Source organism: Stenotrophomonas sp. GD03777, assembly GCF_029842485.1.
Lineage (GTDB): Bacteria > Pseudomonadota > Gammaproteobacteria > Xanthomonadales > Xanthomonadaceae > Stenotrophomonas > Stenotrophomonas sepilia.
This window is the reverse complement of record NZ_JAOCGL010000030.1, coordinates 1-15,799: the sequence shown is the minus strand read 5'-3', so window position 1 is coordinate 15,799 and position 15,799 is coordinate 1. Positions and strand designations below refer to the sequence as shown.

General features: G+C 66.4%; 16 protein-coding genes and 1 pseudogene. 8 read left to right on the top strand and 9 right to left on the bottom strand.

What is annotated here, in order from left to right; genetic code table 11:
* Nucleotides 1–101: 101 nt before the first annotated feature.
* From N5E02_RS08970 to N5E02_RS08940, 7 genes are all read left to right on the top strand, one after another.
* Nucleotides 102–1,169 (top strand): helix-turn-helix domain-containing protein, encoded by a 1,068-nt coding sequence (locus N5E02_RS08970; RefSeq protein ID WP_005417111.1) that lies wholly within the window; start codon nucleotides 102–104, stop codon nucleotides 1,167–1,169.
* Nucleotides 1,170–1,251: 82 nt separating this feature from the next.
* Nucleotides 1,252–2,055: a redoxin family protein gene (locus N5E02_RS08965; RefSeq protein ID WP_279946190.1), complete on the top strand. Its 804-nt coding sequence runs from the start codon at nucleotides 1,252–1,254 to the stop codon at nucleotides 2,053–2,055.
* 30 nt (nucleotides 2,056–2,085) lie between these two features.
* Complete coding sequence (dsbG, locus tag N5E02_RS08960; RefSeq protein WP_065178513.1) at nucleotides 2,086–2,928, top strand: thiol:disulfide interchange protein DsbG; 843 nt, start codon at nucleotides 2,086–2,088, stop codon at nucleotides 2,926–2,928.
* A gap of 514 nt (nucleotides 2,929–3,442) precedes the next feature.
* The gene (locus N5E02_RS08955; protein ID WP_065196105.1) at nucleotides 3,443–4,873 is read left to right on the top strand and encodes a DcaP family trimeric outer membrane transporter; all 1,431 of its coding nucleotides are present in this window, start codon (nucleotides 3,443–3,445) and stop codon (nucleotides 4,871–4,873) included.
* A gap of 76 nt (nucleotides 4,874–4,949) precedes the next feature.
* Nucleotides 4,950–6,302, top strand: coding sequence for an arginine/agmatine antiporter (gene adiC, locus N5E02_RS08950; protein WP_005410068.1), 1,353 nt, complete (start codon nucleotides 4,950–4,952; stop codon nucleotides 6,300–6,302).
* 20 nt (nucleotides 6,303–6,322) lie between these two features.
* Nucleotides 6,323–8,611, top strand: coding sequence for an Orn/Lys/Arg decarboxylase N-terminal domain-containing protein (locus N5E02_RS08945; RefSeq protein WP_053499657.1), 2,289 nt, complete (start codon nucleotides 6,323–6,325; stop codon nucleotides 8,609–8,611).
* A gap of 28 nt (nucleotides 8,612–8,639) precedes the next feature.
* Nucleotides 8,640–9,542, top strand: coding sequence for a cation diffusion facilitator family transporter (locus N5E02_RS08940; protein ID WP_065178510.1), 903 nt, complete (start codon nucleotides 8,640–8,642; stop codon nucleotides 9,540–9,542).
* Nucleotides 9,543–9,758: 216 nt separating this feature from the next.
* Here N5E02_RS08940 and N5E02_RS08935 read toward each other — a convergent pair whose 3' ends face one another.
* The 7 genes and pseudogenes from N5E02_RS08935 to N5E02_RS08905 form a co-directional block, all read right to left on the bottom strand.
* Entirely contained in the window at nucleotides 9,759–10,472 is a 714-nt protein-coding gene (locus tag N5E02_RS08935; RefSeq protein WP_005417103.1) for an energy transducer TonB, read from the bottom strand.
* Nucleotides 10,465–10,614, bottom strand: coding sequence for a hypothetical protein (locus N5E02_RS08930; protein WP_164093399.1), 150 nt, complete (start codon nucleotides 10,612–10,614; stop codon nucleotides 10,465–10,467). Before N5E02_RS08930 ends, N5E02_RS08935 begins: the two co-directional genes overlap by 8 nt.
* A gap of 22 nt (nucleotides 10,615–10,636) precedes the next feature.
* Nucleotides 10,637–10,843: pseudogene (locus N5E02_RS08925) on the bottom strand (sigma factor); the annotation flags it as partial.
* A gap of 125 nt (nucleotides 10,844–10,968) precedes the next feature.
* On the bottom strand, nucleotides 10,969–11,475 hold the full coding sequence (locus tag N5E02_RS08920; protein ID WP_005417100.1) for a hypothetical protein: 507 nt from the start codon (nucleotides 11,473–11,475) through the stop codon (nucleotides 10,969–10,971).
* Between the two features lie 108 nt (nucleotides 11,476–11,583).
* Nucleotides 11,584–11,808 (bottom strand): hypothetical protein, encoded by a 225-nt coding sequence (locus N5E02_RS08915; protein ID WP_005417095.1) that lies wholly within the window; start codon nucleotides 11,806–11,808, stop codon nucleotides 11,584–11,586.
* A complete protein-coding gene (locus N5E02_RS08910) occupies nucleotides 11,805–12,506 on the bottom strand; it encodes a glutamine amidotransferase (protein ID WP_005417093.1) in 702 nt (233 codons plus the stop codon). The genes N5E02_RS08915 and N5E02_RS08910 overlap by 4 nt, the downstream gene beginning before the upstream one ends.
* Entirely contained in the window at nucleotides 12,503–13,276 is a 774-nt protein-coding gene (locus N5E02_RS08905; RefSeq protein WP_065185754.1) for a YggS family pyridoxal phosphate-dependent enzyme, read from the bottom strand. The genes N5E02_RS08910 and N5E02_RS08905 overlap by 4 nt, the downstream gene beginning before the upstream one ends.
* A 76-nt stretch (nucleotides 13,277–13,352) precedes the next feature.
* Here N5E02_RS08905 and ptsJ point away from each other — a divergent pair, with 76 nt between their 5' ends.
* Nucleotides 13,353–14,639, top strand: coding sequence for a transcriptional regulator PtsJ (ptsJ, locus tag N5E02_RS08900; protein ID WP_053499651.1), 1,287 nt, complete (start codon nucleotides 13,353–13,355; stop codon nucleotides 14,637–14,639).
* A 30-nt stretch (nucleotides 14,640–14,669) separates the two neighbouring features.
* On the opposite strand, the gene N5E02_RS08895 is transcribed toward ptsJ, so the two are convergent.
* Both N5E02_RS08895 and N5E02_RS08890 read right to left on the bottom strand, forming a co-directional pair.
* Complete coding sequence (locus tag N5E02_RS08895; RefSeq protein ID WP_005417089.1) at nucleotides 14,670–15,176, bottom strand: hypothetical protein; 507 nt, start codon at nucleotides 15,174–15,176, stop codon at nucleotides 14,670–14,672.
* 81 nt (nucleotides 15,177–15,257) lie between these two features.
* Nucleotides 15,258–15,799: OB-fold nucleic acid binding domain-containing protein (locus tag N5E02_RS08890; protein WP_279946189.1), on the bottom strand; the 542-nt coding region annotated here is incomplete at its 5' end.

Here is a 15,799-nt window from a genome sequence, read left to right as displayed (position 1 = left end):
CGCACTTTGCAACTTTCTTCATAGCCCCGCCGTCGTGGCAGTTCCTACCCTGCGCCTGAACCGGCCGCTGGATGGCCTGCAACGAACCGAGGAGATGCTCTGTGGAAGGATTCAGGAACGAGGGATTCGTAGAGGTCGCGGTGGTCGAGTACCCGGGAGGGGACCCGTCGGCGGCCTCAGTGCTGACCGAAATGGCACACGTCGCCAACCGGCTTGCCCAGCAGCAGCGTCGCCCGTTCAAGCGTGTCCTGGTGACCCGCTGGGTCGTGCCAGCCAGCCAGACCGGCGTGCATCGCATTGCCGGCGCGGAGATGCTCGAGGCGGACATTCCCGCCGTGATCGCCGTGCCTGGCCAGATCAGTCAAGGCGTCTGCCTGCGCGCCGATGAGGTCCTGCTGGATTGGCTGCGCGCGCATTACGATGGCGGCAGTCTGCTGGCAGCTGCCAGCGATGGTGTCAGCATGCTGGCACGCGCGGGTCTGCTTGCCGGGCGCACCGTCAGTGGGCCGGACCTCGGGCGCCATCCGGGCCTGCAGGGGCAGTCGGCCAGCTGGGTGCCCAGTGAGCGCGCGCTGGTCGACGACGGTGATCTGCTGACAGTGGCCGGTTCCCAGGCCTGGCGCTTCCTCGCCCTGCGGCTGCTGTACCGGCTGCACGGCCAGGGCGTAGCGAGTTCCGTGGCGCAGCAGTTGGGGATCACGGTGCCCGCGGCGATCCAGCAGGATCTGGAGCGTTTCAGTGCCAACTTCGCCCACGGCGATCGCGACGTACTGAAGGCGCAACGCTGGCTGCATACCACCGCTGCGCGTGGGGCCACGCTCGGAGCGATCTGCGAGGTTTCCGGACTGGAGCCACGGACTCTGCAGCGGCGCTTCCTGAAGGCCACCGGCCTGCGTCCGATCGAGTATTGCCAGCGGTTGCGTATCGCCAAGGCGCAGACATTGCTGCAGCAGGGGGCGGGTATCGATGAAGTGGCCTGGGGCGTGGGCTATGCAGACCAGAGCGCATTCCGCCGCCTGTTCCTGCGCATTGTCGGAATGACGCCGGCCAACTATCGCCGGCAGGTCAACAACAAACGGCGCGAACGGCCGCTGTTGTCGTCGGTGGCGGGCAGCCTGCGCGGGCTGCAACCGGCGCCTGGCATGCAGATGCCGCGCAGCGCGGCCTGAAGCCGGCGTTGGGCGTCGCACTTGCAACCTGGGCGCGACGCTTTGACCATGCAGGCAACGAGATGATGGGACAGGTGGGTTGATGTCGAGTGTTGGACCGGTGCCGATGCCGGTGGTGCTGATCCTGATGTGCGTGCTGCTGGCCATGGCGGTGGCACACCTGTGGCCGCGGCCGAAGGACGGGATGGCAGTGCCTTCCGGGGCCAGCCTGGTCCTGGACATGTTGCTGATCGGCCTGCTGTGTGGACGCATCAGCTTCGTGGTCTTGAACTTCGCGCTCTACCGTGAGGCCCCCTGGAGCATCCTGCAGATCGCCGACGGTGGGTATCACCTTGCAGTCGTGCTGGTTGCGGGCTTGGCGTGGGGCACCTGGCGGCTGCGGTTGTGGCGCGCGTTACGTGCGCCGGTGTTGGCGGGGGCGCTGGTGGGTGTGGTGCTGTGGGCGGCGGGCAGCCACCTGCTGGCAACATGGCAGGAGCAGCGGATGCCGCTGCCGGCGGTACAGGTGGCCGATCTGCAGGGGCGCAGGATCGACCTGCAGCAATTCCGTGGCAAACCGGTGGTGCTGAATCTCTGGGCCAGCTGGTGTGGTCCCTGCCGTCGCGAGATGCCGGTACTGGCATCCGCACAGCAGACCCACACTGACGTGCAGTTCGTGTTCCTCAACCAGGGAGAAACCCTGGACGAAGTGAAGGGTTTCATCGCATCCGAACAGCTCCGGCTGGGCAATGTATTGCTGGACGATACCGCCTCGGCGTCAACCGTGCTGGGTGTACAGGCCTATCCATCGACGCTGTTCTTCGACGCCGAAGGCCGCCTGCGTGAACTGCACCTTGGCGAACTGACGGCGGCGGGTCTTGAACACAAACTGCGCCGGCTGCGGTAGCCTGCGCGGGCATCTCACTACGGAGTTCCCATGTTGTCGACTTCCCTGCGCATCGCTTCGGCGGTGCTGTTGCTGCCGGTCATGCTGGCATTGGCCGCCTGCAGTCAGGCCCAGACCCCGCCAGGCAAGGCAACGGCAGCGCCGGCAGCGAGCGCTCAGGCCCCAGCGGCCAAGGGCGAGCGCCCCGCAGTGCTGAAAGGCATCGAGAAGCACGGTTTTGAAGTCGTTGCCGAGTTCGATGCACCGGGTGGCCTGCGTGGATTCGCTGGCGTGGTGGGTGGGCAGCAACCGGCCGCAGCCTATGTCACCGCCGACGGCAAGCATGTGCTGGTAGGCAGCCTGTTCGATGCCGAGGGCAACGACGTGGCCGCCGAGGCGGTGGAGAAGCTGGTTTCAGCACCGATGTCGGCCAGGATGTGGACCAAGCTGGAGGCCAGTGCCTGGGTGCGTGACGGCAAGGCCGATGCGCCGCGCGTGGTCTATACCTTCAGTGATGCCAACTGCCCGTACTGCCACAAGTTCTGGGAAGCAGCGCGTCCGTGGGTCGACGCCGGCAAGGTGCAGTTGCGCCACATCATGGTCGGCGTGATTCGCGAGGACAGCCCGGCCAAGGCTGCGGCCATCCTGTCTGCGCGTGACCCGAGTGCGGCCTTGCTGGAAAACGAACACCAGTTCGACCGTGGTGGCATCAAGGCCCTGCCGAGCATCAGCCGCGAGATCGCCGCCAAGCTCGACGCCAACCAGGTGCTGATGATTGAAATGGGCTTCCAGGGCACGCCGGGCATCCTGTTCCAGGATGCACAGGGCCAGGTGCAGCGTCGCGCCGGCCTGCCACAGGGCGCTGACCTGCAGACGGTGCTGGGCCCACGCTGATCGGCACCCATGTCGTGATGCGACACCACAGGCCCGCATGGCAGCATGCGGGCCTGTTGCGTTTCGTCACTTGTGCGGGTGATGCAGGCTGCGCACCACCTGTTCGTCGTCACGTCTGAATCGTGACTGACATCAAGCATCGCGCCTTGATTCCAATCAAGGCCAAAAACGACAGGCGGACTAGCCTGTGACGCATGGAATACAGCGTCAACGCGCCAGGGATGCCGCGCCTGACACGCCCTGAACCGGGGCAGTCGGCACAGCCATTCACGACGTTCTCACTCCTTGGTTGTTACCCAGACTGCTGCGGTCGCCACCTCTCCGGCAGTGCGGCCCTGATGGCGTCGATATCGGTACGGGCGGGGCAGTGTCATCGTCCTGTTGCCTGCCACGCGCAGGCTGGCCGGTGTCGTCGACGCAGTACCCGCATTTCCAGCAACGGCAACGCAACGTCGGAGCTGCGCCTGCGCGCGCGCCGTCAGTGCGCTGCGAATGTTCGTCCAGGGAGGATGCAATGCGCTTTGCGGTACTGAGTCTGGCCTGCCTGACCGCGCTGGCGGTCACGCCAGCATATGCGCAGCAGAATGGCCAGGAGGATGCGCACGCATTGCGCCAGGAAATCGCTGCCATGCGGCAGGCACTGGAGGGCATGCAGAAGCGCCTGGATCAGCTCGAACAACGCGAGGGCGCTGTCGCGGCCGCTGCGCAGGTAGCGGCGCCGGTGACACCACCTGGCAGCAGCGCCAACCTGCTGCATCCCACCCAGGTGCCGGGTGTGGCGCAACCGGTGCTGCCGCAGCGCGAATCGGTGGCCGATCCCTCAACGGCGGCCTCGCGTCCCGACAGCGCTGCTGGGCCGACCGACCCGGATCTGAAGGGCTTCTTTGCCATTCCAGGTACTGACACGGTGATCCGCATTGGCGGCTATGCCAAGCTCGATGCGATTGCAGATTCGCGTGCGGCCGGTGACGAGGATCAGTTCATCCCTTCGTCGATGCCGGTGGGCGGCAGCCATCGCGATGTTTCCAATTTCAACATCCACGCCAAGCAGACCCGCTTCAGCTTCGAGGCGCGGCGCCCGACCACGCACGGCAACCTGCGCTTCTACCTGGAGAATGATTTCTTCGGCAGCAGCGATGGCTACGCGTTCCGCCTGCGCCACGCGTATGGCCAGCTTGGCAATACCTATGCCGGCTACGGTTACTCCAGTTTCATGGACCCGGACAGCCTGCCCGACACGCTCGACTTCGCCGGTCCCGGCGGCGCCGGCTATCTGCTGGTGGCCGGCATCCACCACAGCTTCGCGATGGGCAAGGGCAACACCCTGACGCTGGCCGCCGAAGACCCCAAGACCGAACTGGCCGGTGCCAGTGATGAACGGGCCGCAGTGAACCGGCTGCCGGATGTGACCGTGACCGCACGCATGGAGCGTGACTGGGGCCATCTTCAGCTGGGCGCGGTGGCGCGCAGCCTGGCCTATGACGGTGAGGGCGAGCGCGACCGGCGCATGGCCGGCGGCCTGCAGTTCAGTGGCTCGGCATCGGTAGGCGAGCGCGATCTGTTGCTGTTCGGCGCGCTCGGCGGGCGCGGCCTCAGCCGCTACACCGCGGACCTGACCGGCTCCGGGCTGGACGCGGTGGTCGGTGCCGATGGCCGTCTCGACGCGCTGGACCTGCACGGCGGCTTCGTCGGCTACACGCATTACTGGTCCGAGCTATGGCGTTCGAACCTGATCTTCGGCCAGCTGACCCTGGAGCGGAACGCGGCACTCGCTGCCGACGCCTTCCGGCAGAGCCGATACGGCGTGTTCAACCTGATCTGGAGCCCGGCGCCGTCGTGGACGATGGGCATGGAGCTGCTGTACGGCCGCCTGGAACAGCAGGGCGGCGCGCGCGGCGACACGGTCCGGGTGCAGGGCAGCCTGCAATACAACTTCATCAAGTAAGCGCCAGCGGCGTTACGCCAGCGCAACCGTCCCCACGCCCGGCCGCACCGGGCTCATGCCAGTACAGGAGATTGTCATGGCAGAAGCAAAGAAAATCGGGGTGGTCGGAGCCACCTTCCTCGTCGCCGGCAACATGATGGGCTCAGGCGTGTTCCTGTTGCCGTCCAGCCTGGCCAAGATCGGTACCGCATCGATCTGGGGCTGGCTGATCACCACGGCCGGTGCGCTGTTGCTGGCCTTCGTATTCGCCAAGCTGGGCAAGCTGGCGCCGAAGGCGGGCGGTCCGTATGCCTATGCGCGTGACTGGTTCGGGCCTTACATGGGCTTCCAGACCAATACCATCTACTGGTTCGCCAACTGGATCGGCAACGTTGCCATACCGATCGCCGCGGTGGGCTACTTCAGCTACTTCTTCCCGATCCTGTCCGAGCCGCTGGTGCGCTGCATCGCGGTGCTGATCCTGGTGTGGGCGCTGAGCTTTGCCAACGTGATCGGCCCGGCCTTCGTCAGCCGTGTGCAGACGGTCACCACCAGTTTCGCGCTGGTGCCGATCCTGGGCATCGCCATTTTCGGCTGGTTCTTCTTCGATGCCGACATTTTCAAGGGCGCCTACAACGTGTCCGGTGAGTCCAACTTCGGTGCGATCTCCAGTGCCGCGGCACTGACCCTGTGGGCTTTCATCGGTGTCGAATCGGCTTCGGTCACGGCTGGCGTGGTCGAGAACCCGGAGAAGAACGTGGCCCGTGCCACTCTGGCCGGTGTGTTCCTGGCTGCCATCGCCTACATCGCCAGTTCCTCAGTGATCATGGGCATGGTGCCCAATGGCGAGCTGCAGACCTCCGACGCGCCGTTCGCGCTGGCGGCGGCCAAGGCGGTCGGCGGCTGGGGCGGCGCGCTGGTCAGCCTGTGCGCCTTCATCGGCGCCGCCGGTTCGCTGGGCGGCTGGATCCTGCTGACCGCGCAGAGTGCCAAGGCGGCCTCGGATGATGGCCTGTTCCCGAGCATCTTCAGCAAGACCAACAAGGACGACGTGCCGGTCAAGGGCGTGCTGATCGTGGCGGTGCTGATGACCCTGGCGGTGCTGGTGACGTCCACCTCGGAAACCGCGTCGGCCCAGTTCGACGTGATCACGTCGGCGGCCGTGGTGCTGACCCTGCTGCCCTACATCTACTCGTGCGTGGCCTGCTACTTCGTGGTCGAGCGTTCGCACACCCTGGTCCATACCGGTGCGTTCTGGACCCTCACCAGCCTGACCGTCGTGTACTGCCTGTGGGCGATCTACGGCTCGTCGGGAACCATCGTGCAGTACGCCTTCCTGTTCGTGCTGTTCATCACCGTGTTCTATCCCTTCTTCAGCGAGGAGCGCCGTCAGCAGCGGCAGCGCGCCCGCGAGGCATCGGCCATCAGCGCCGGCGCCCAGCGTTCCTGAGTTCGACAAGGAGAATCAACGTGTACTTCAAGTCCCTGGACTACCCGGTCATTGTCATCGACAACGACTACGAGTCGCCGCGCATCGGCGGCATCCTGATCCGCGCCCTGGTGGAAGAGCTGCGCAGCAACGACCAGCGGGTGCTGTGCGGGCTGAACCTGGATGATGCGCGTGCCGGAGCCCGTACCTACGTGGCGGCCTCGGCGGTGCTGATCTCGATCGATGGCAGCGAAGAGGTGGATGGCGAGTTCCAACGCCTCACCGCCTTCCTGCGCGAGCAGAGTGCGCGCCGCGCCAACCTGCCGGTGTTCCTGTACGGCGAGCGCCGCACCATCGAAAAGGTGCCGAGCAAGCTGCTCAAGTACATCCACGGCTTCATCTTCCTGTTTGAAGACACCAAGAGCTTCATCTCGCGGCAGGTGATGCGCGCGGCCGAAGACTACATGAAGAATCTCTTGCCGCCGTTCTTCAAGGCGCTGATCCATCATGCGGCAGAGTCGAACTACTCCTGGCATACGCCGGGCCATGCAGGCGGCGTGGCATTCACCAAGTCGCCGGTCGGCCGTGCGTTCCACCAGTTCTACGGCGAGAACACCCTGCGCAGCGATCTGTCGATCTCGGTGCCGGAGCTGGGCTCACTGCTGGATCACACCGGCCCGATCAAGGATGCCGAGGAAGAGGCGGCGCGCAACTTCGGTGCCGACCATACCTTCTTCGTCACCAATGGCACCTCCACCGCCAACAAGATCGTCTGGCATGGCACGGTGGCCCGCGGCGACGTGGTGTTCGTCGACCGCAACTGCCACAAGTCGCTGCTGCACGCGCTGATCATGACCGGCGCGGTGCCGGTGTACTTCACCCCAAGCCGCAACGCACACGGCATCATCGGCCCGATCAGCCTGGATCAGTTCACACCGGAATCGCTGCAGCAGCGCATCGCCGCCAACCCGCTGGCCAGCCAGGCCTACAAGGCCGGTTCCAAGCCGCGCATTGCGGTGGTGACCAACTCGACCTACGACGGCCTGTGCTACAACGCCGAGAAGATCGCCGACGAAATCGGCAGCGCGGTCGACTTCCTGCACTTCGACGAAGCCTGGTACGCCTACGCCGCGTTCCATCCGTTCTATGAGAACCACTACGGCATGGCCAAGGGCAAGCCGCGCGAGCAGGATGCGATCATCTTCACCACACATTCCACCCACAAGTTGCTGGCCGCGTTCTCGCAGGCGTCGATGATCCACGTACGCAACTCGGCGCAGCGCGACCTGGATGCCGAGCGCTTCAACGAGTCGTTCATGATGCACACCTCGACCAGCCCGCATTATGGGGTGATCGCGGCCTGTGACGTGGCCTCGAAGATGATGGAGGGCGAGGCCGGCCGTTCGCTGGTGCAGGAAATGCATGACGAGGCAATCGCCTTCCGCCGCGCGATGCTGCACGTGCGTGACGACCTCGGGCGCGACGATTGGTGGTTCAGTGTCTGGCAGCCGACCAAGGTCGAGCGCAGCCTGGACAAGGGCGATACGCCGGCTCCGCTGGTGGCCAAGCGCGAGGAGTGGTACCTGCAGCCGGATGCGCACTGGCATGGCTTCGAGAATCTGGTCGATGACTACGTGCTGATCGACCCGATCAAAGTGACCCTGCTGACCCCGGGCCTGGCGATGGACGGCAGCATGGGCAAGCTGGGCATTCCGGCGGCGGTGCTGAGCAAGTTCCTGTGGGGCCGCGGCATCACTGTGGAGAAGACCAACCTGTATTCGGTGCTGTTCCTGTTCTCGATGGGCATCACCAAGGGCAAGTGGAGCACGCTGGTCACCGAGCTGATGGCCTTCAAGGAGCTGTACGACTGCAACGCGCCGTTGAGCCAGGCATTGCCGACGCTGGCGGCGGACTATCCGATTGCCTACGCTGGCTGGGGACTGCGTGACCTGTGCGATGCATTGCACGCGTTCAACCAGGAATTCGAGGTCGCCAAGGTGATGCGCGAGATGTACGTGGATCTGCCGACGCCGGTGATGACCCCGGCCGATGCCTACAACCACCTGGTGAAGGGCGAGATCGAGCGGGTCGACATCGAGCAGCTCAGTGGTCGCGTCGCGGCGACCATGCTGGTGCCGTATCCGCCGGGCATTCCGACCATCATGCCGGGCGAGCGATTCGGCGACAGCGACGAACCGATCATCCAGTCACTGCGTATTGCCCGTGAACAGAATGCGCGCTTCCCGGGCTTCGAGTCGGATGTGCACGGGCTCATCATCGAGCACGATGGCGATGTGACCTCGTACAGGGTGGAGGTGCTGAAGGCCTGACCGGCGACGGTCGGCCCTTCGGCGAGCGATGGATACCGCGCGCGAGCAACGCATCCTGAAATTCTCCATCGGGGTGACCATCGCGGTGAGCGCGGTCGGCTTCATCGGTGGCCTGCTGGTGGGATCGCAGGCCATCCTGTTCGACGGCGTGTACAGCCTGGTCGACGTTGCCTTGACCCTGGTGTCGTTGTCGGTACTGCGGCTGGTGGCGCGGGAGCAGAGCCCGCGCTTCCAGTACGGCTATTGGCATCTGGAGCCGATGGTCGAGGCACTCGGCGGGGTGATCCTGTCGCTGGCCTGCGTGTACGCGCTGGCCAACGCGGTCATCGGCTTGACCACGGGCGGGCACGAAGTGAAATTCGGGCCCGCGCTGTGGTGGGCGGCGCTGCTGAGTGCCAGCAACCTGGCAATGGCGACGTTCGTCGCGCAGCGTGCGCGGCGCCTGCGCTCGGCGTTGTTGTGGCTGGATGTAAGAGGCTGGCTGCTGGGTGGATTGATGAGCCTGGCGGTGGTGCTGGCCTTCGTGCTGGCCCTTGTCCTGCATGGCGGCAAGTGGCACCACTGGGTCCCGTACCTGGATTCGATCGTGCTGGCGTTGATCAGCCTGGCGGTACTGCCAGTGCCGGCGCGCAGTGCATGGAAGGCCATGCGCGAAGTGCTGCAGGTGGCGCCGGATGACCTGGACCGGCGCGTGCAGCAGGTAATGCAGGCATTCGTGTCCGAGCGTGGCTATGCCGGTTTCACCAGCCACGTGGCGAAGATGGGGCGGATGCGCTTCATCGAGATCCATGTGCTGGCAGACCCCGGTACGCCATTGGGCTCGGTGGGCGAGGTCGATGCGATGCGCGATGAGATCGCCGTGCGGCTGGATGCGCGGGGCAGCACGTTCTGGTTGACCATCGATTTCACTGCGGATCCGGCGTGGACGTAGCCCTGCCTCTTTCGCGCCGGGGCCTCGCCCGGCCAGGTTCTGTTCCCCTGTAGAGCCGAGCCCATGCTCGGCTGCCGTTCGCATGGAGCAGCCGGGCATGGGCCCGGCGATACAGCACGCTGCGATCGTTGCACACGGCGGACTGCTCTGTTGCGCCGGATGTGTTTGACCTGAACCTGGGTTGAGGTTGCAGACTGCAGCACAGTTCCACAACGCCTAGCGCAGGTAGTACTCCACCGGCACCACCAGTTCCTGTGGTGCCTTCAGTTCATCGGGAATGGGCGGCAGCGGCTGCGCGCGGCGGAAGGTCTGCAGTGCGGCGCCGTCAAGCATCGGCTGGCCACTGGACTGCTCCAACCGCAGGGCCAGCAGGCGTCCCTGGCGATCGATGCTGGCCCTGACCCAGGCAGTGCCCTGCTGGCGCCGTGAGCGGGCCGCAGCAGGGTAGTAGCGATAGCGCTCCAGCCGCGCCATCAGGCGGGCTTCCCACTGGTCGCTGGCGGCGCCGGCCTGGAAGTCCGCCGGTGGGGCGTCGGGAGCGGGCGGCGCGGCCGTGATCGATGCCGGTGCGGGACTTGCATCGGTCGCGGCCGCAGGCGGGGCGACCGGCAGGGCTTGCCGGCCAGCGCCACTGCGTTCGCTGGCGGCCACTTCGCCCTCGCGTGCGGCGGTGGGCTTCGGTGGAGGGGGCGACTTCGTGGGTTGGGATGCGCGCGCCTGCTGCGCCTGGCTGGGGGTGTCGGCCTGGCGTTCTTCCACTGGCTGCGGCGGCGTCGCCGGTGCCAGCAGGCGCAGGCTGATGCGCACGTCCTGCTCGGGCGGCGGCAGCAATGGCGGCGCGGCCACCCAGTGCACCAACAGCAGCAGGGGCAACAGGTGAAGCCCGATGCTGATGGCGATCGCCTGCCAGTGTTGGCCGCGCTCACTCATCGTCCAGCACCCATAGCAGGTCGGCGTCGGTCGCATCGACGGATGCACCGACTGAAGCGAGCGCGATCACCAGCGCTGGTGTGCCCGCTGGCAGGTAGCCCGGCATGCCAGTACCGCGCAGTACATGCCAGCGACCGGCCACCAGCAGCGCGGGTGCCGCGGCTCAGGTTGTGGGCGACGCGGTACAGGTAGGCGCGGCCATTGCTCAGCAGGCCACTGGCGGCGATTCTGACGACGCCCAGCCAGGTCTCCTGGACGACATCATCGGCGTCGCTGCGTTGCGGGAGCTTACGGCGGACATGGGCGTGCAGCGGCTGGTAGTGGGCCGCGCACAGCTGCGCGACATCCGTCGGTTCGACAGGCGTGGACACGGGGCGGGCGACAACTGGGAAAGGGAACAGCCCGCGGCGGCAAGGGCAGCGGCTACACCTTACAGCAAAAGAGAATCATTTGCATCCATGGGCGCGAGGCGCGGCATGCGTGGCCGACTGCGAGGTCAGCGCGGACGAAAGTCGCAGTGGATCTGCAGGGCTTCGGTGGGGTTGTGATGCAGCTCGAAACCGCAGTGCTGGAGGCTGCGCTTCACCCGGGCGATCGCTTCGGCATGGCGGGCGGTGCGACGCTGCTGCCAGCGCGGCGGGGTGAACACGCCCAGTGGCAGCAGCCGCAGCCGCTTGCCGTGCAATACCACTGAGACATCGATATGACGGCCATCGATGTCGTGGCCGTTGGCGCCGAAGATGGCATCGACTTCATCATGGCGCTGCGGATAGCAGGCGCGGAACACCGCGATGCCGAGCCAACGCACGCCACGACGGAAGCCGCCGAGCCGGCTGTGGCTGGGTTCGAAGCCGCGCGTGACGAGCAGGCCCAGCCCGGCAGGCAGCAATGCCTGCGCGTCGAGCAAACGTTGCAGCACTTCTTCTTCCAGCTGGATGCGGGTAGAGGGCCAGCGCGGTGCGATGAGCAGTCCGTGGTGGCTGCCGCGTTGCAGGGTCAGCATGGGTGAAGCTTCGCACGCGGGCGAACAGCCGGGGTAGTGCCGGCCGCTGGCCGGCAAATCTGTTGCCCGTCAGGTGCCGGCCAGCGACCGGCACTACCGTGACGATCGTCAGAGGTCGCGGTACTGGATCTGCGAAGCCAGTACGCGCAGGCCATCGGCATTGCTGGACAGGATGCGCTCTTCGCCGATGCCTTTCTGCCGTTTCAGCTGGAAGCCCTGGTCTGCAGGCAGCTGTGCGGCGATGGCGTCCATGCGTTGCATGGCATCGGGGCCGCTGCAGTCGAAGTGGCCCCAGTAGGCGCCATCGCGGTGGATCTGCAATCGGTAGTTCATCGCGGTAGCTCCGGCAGGTCCTGCAGCCAATGGTCGAACATCGCGGTGGCGGCCGCGGCCAGTGGCGCGCCATAGCGACGCGCCTGCGTGCGCAGGTCGTTCGGATCGATGCCGGCCTGCGCCAGTTCCAGGGTGTGACCGATCAGCCAGCGCTCGAACTGGCGCGCGTCCAGCTCCGGATGGCATTGCAGTGCCAACGCATGGTTACCGATGGCAAAGGCCTGGTGGCGGCAGGCCGGCGTGCTGGCCAGGCGGCGTGCACCCGCTGGGAGTTCGAACGCCTCGCCATGCCAATGCAGTACCGGAATGCCCTGCAGGGCCTGCAGTGGCGAGCGCTGACCGTCATCGGTGAGCAGCAGTGGCGCAAAGCCGATCTCCTTGCCACCACTGGCGGCGACATCGGCACCGAGTGCACGTGCCATCAGCTGCGCGCCCAGGCAGATGCCCAGCGTGGGCCGCTGCTGCTGCAAACGCCCTTGCAACAGCGCGATGCTATCGTTGAGGAACGGGTAAACATCAACATCGTTGACGCTGATCGGGCCACCCAGCACCACCAGCAGGTCAGCCGCTTCGGCCGGATCGAGTGCATCTACACCCGCCTGCAGCACCTGCAGCTGCCAGCTCTGGGCCAGCAGCAACGGTTGCAGGGTGCCAAGGTCCTCGAAGGCAACGTGTTGCAGGACAACCGCGTGCTTCATGCCGGGGCTCCATTGCTGGGCCAGTAGAAACTGTCCGGGGTGGCGCGTGCGCCGAAGATGGCCTGGCCGACACGGACCACGGTGGCGCCTTCCTCGATGGCCACTTCGAAGTCGCCGGACATGCCCATCGACAGCTGCGACAGGTCGATGCCGGGTGGGGCGGTACGCTGCAGCTGCTCGCGCAGTTCGCGCAGGCGCACGAAGCACGCGCGCACACGTTCGACTTCGGGAGTGAAGATGGCCAGAGTCATCAGGCCACGCACGCGTAGCCGGTCGAAGACTGGCAGCTGCTGCACGAATGCCTCGACGGCAGCGGGTTCCAGTCCGTACTTGCTGGGTTCGGCGGAGGTGTTGACCTGCACGAAAACATCCAGCGTGCGGTCTTCCAGCTGCAGGCGCTGCTGCAGCGCTTCGGCCACGCGCAGGCTGTCAAGCGCCTGGAACTCGCTGGCGAAGCGCGCCACGTAGCGCGCCTTGTTGGTCTGCAGATGCCCGATCACCGACCAGTGCACGCCCAGATCGGCCATCGTCTCGGCCTTGCGTTGCGCCTCCTGCACCTTGTTCTCGCCCAGCTCGCGGCAACCGGCGGCCACCGCCATGCGGATGCGGGCGTCATCGACGGTCTTGCTGACCGGCAGCAGGCGCACGCTGGCCGGGTCCCGGCCGACGCGGGCACACGCATCGGCGATGCGTTGGCGCACCGTGACCAGGTTGGCGGCGATCTGTTCAACAGACTGGGCGACGGGCCAGTCGGCGGCGGCAAGGGGCATGCGGGCACCTCCAATGCAGGGCGGCCAGGGTGGGATACACTGGCACAGGACAAGAATTATTTTGGCATAGGACAAAATGAAAATCACCGGGCATAGCGCCGAGTCGATCTTCGACAGCATCCGCGATGGCATCGGCAAAGGCCGTCTGCCGGCCGGCAGCGTGCTGCCGCCGGTTCGCGATCTGGCCGATCAGTTGGGGGTCAATCGCAACACCGTGGCCGCCGCCTACAAGCGATTGGACGCGGCCGGCCTGGCCAGCACCGCAGGCCGGCGCGGCACGGTGGTGCGTGGCCTGCCGCCGATGCTGGCGCGCGAGGGCAGTACGCCGGGGTTGGCGCTGCAGGACCTGGCCGGTGGCAACCCGGATCCGCGCCTGTTGCCCAGCCTGCGCCTGGCCGCGGCGGCACCGCGGTTGTATGGCGTGGGCACGGTCGACCCGAGGTTGCAGGCGTTGGCACGCGCCTCGCTGGATGCGGATTGCCCCGAGGGGTACGCGCTGGAGCTGACCCATGGCGCGGTCGATGGCATCGAGCGCCTGTTGGCGGCATGGCTGCTGCCGGGCGATCGCATCGCGGTGGAGGATCCATGCTTCCTCGGTAGCCTCAATGTGCTCAATGCCGTCGGCCATGCGCCGTTGCCGGTGACGATGGATGCGCATGGCATGCAGGTCGAATCGCTGCGACAGGCGCTGGAGGCCGGTGCACGCGCGGTGCTGTTGACACCACGGGCGCACAATCCGACCGGGGCCAGCCTGGATGCGAAGCGGGCACGGGCGTTGCGCCAGCTGCTGGCGGCCTATCCGCAGGTGGCGGTGCTGATCGATGACCACTACGCACTGCTCTCGCAGCAGGCCTACCACTCGGTACTGCCGCTGGATGGCCGGCGCTGGGCGCTGCTGCGTTCGCTGTCCAAGCCGCTCGGCCCCGACCTGCGCCTGGCCTGGCTGGCCTGTGATGACGAGACCGCGATGCGGTTGCGGTTGCGGTTGGCGTCCGGCATCGGTTGGGTCAGTCATCTGCTGCAGGATGCCGCCACTTCGGTGCTGGCATCGGCGCCGCAGCGGGCAAAGATCGCCTCGGCAGGCGAGCGGTATCAGCAGCGCCTGCAGTCGCTACAGGAACTGCTGCGCGTGCGTGGCGTGCCGACGCCGTTGCCGATGGAGGGATTGAATCTGTGGCTGCCGTTGCCGGCCGACAGCCATCCACAGGTGCTGGCGCTGGCTGCGCGCGGATGGCATGTGCGTGCTGGCGAAGTGTTTGCGGTGGCTGCACCAGCGCATGGCCTGCGCATCACCTGCGCGGCGCTGGGGGCGGCGCAGCTGCGGCAGCTGGCCGATGACCTGGCGGCGGTGTGTGGGGTATAGCGCCCAGCCATGCTCGACGCTAGAAGCAGATCAGGGCGCGGCGTTGGCGTTGGGGCGCACGTAGTAGGACTGGCCACTGTCATCGACGAACATCAGCTCCGGCTTGCCCTGCCAGGACGTGAGCATGGCGCCGGTATTGTTCTGGTGCTTGACCATCAGGCTGGCGCCACGGTCCGGATTGGCGACGACCTTGAAGACTTCGGTGGTGCCGGTGGCATCGTCCAGAGTGAGTAGGGCTTCGCCCCCGCGGTCGCTGGTGCCATAACCGCCGCGCTCGGAACCGTCGGGGCCAAGCAGGATCAGGCCGGACAGCGCGGTTGCACGCGGTCCTTGGGTGCGGCCCCTGCTGAGGGGGTCCGGCACCGGCGCACCGAGGATCAGCCGTGGTTGGCCAGTGCCATCGTGGATGACCAGGCCGCGCGCTTCGATGATCCGCTCAGGCGATTGGCTGCGATGCAGGCTCCAGGCGGTCCAGCCGGAAACGAGCAGGGCAAGGGTCGATACCACCAGGGTGGTCAGCAGCAGCACACGGGGCATCGGGTCGTCCTTCCTTGGATAGGCCGACGATAGCGGATGCCAGCGGGCAAAGGCCAGTTCGTTGTGTGACGATCTGTATCGTCAGTGGAAATCGCGGCTGTGGCTGCGCAGTCCCTGCAGCAGCTCATCCAGGCAGTGCATGCGCTGCACGATGACATGCTGCACGCCATCAACGCGCTCCAGGCGGCCATCGATCTGCATCAGCTGGGTGTCGACCAGCACCCGGTGCTGGCGGTCGGCCAGGTGGCGCCAGACCACGGCGTTGACCATCCCGGTCTCGTCTTCAAGGGTGAGGAAGGTAACGCCACTGGCGGTCTGCGGGCGCTGGCGCATGCGCACCAGTCCGGCGATGCGCACGCGGCGGCCATGGCCGTGCCCGGCCAGCTGCGCGGCATCCAGGCAGCCGCGGCTGCGCAGCTGCGCGCGCAGGAACGAGATCGGGTGGCGGCCGAGGGTGGTGCCGGTGCTGCGGTAGTCGGCCTGCATGTCCTCCCAGGCGCTGGGCAGTGGCAGGGGCACGCGGGCTTCGGCAGTGGCACGGGCCTGGTCGAACAGCGGCAGCCGGTTCTCTACGCCCGAGATATCCCAGCGTGCACGATGGCGATGGCCACTGAGCCCGCGCA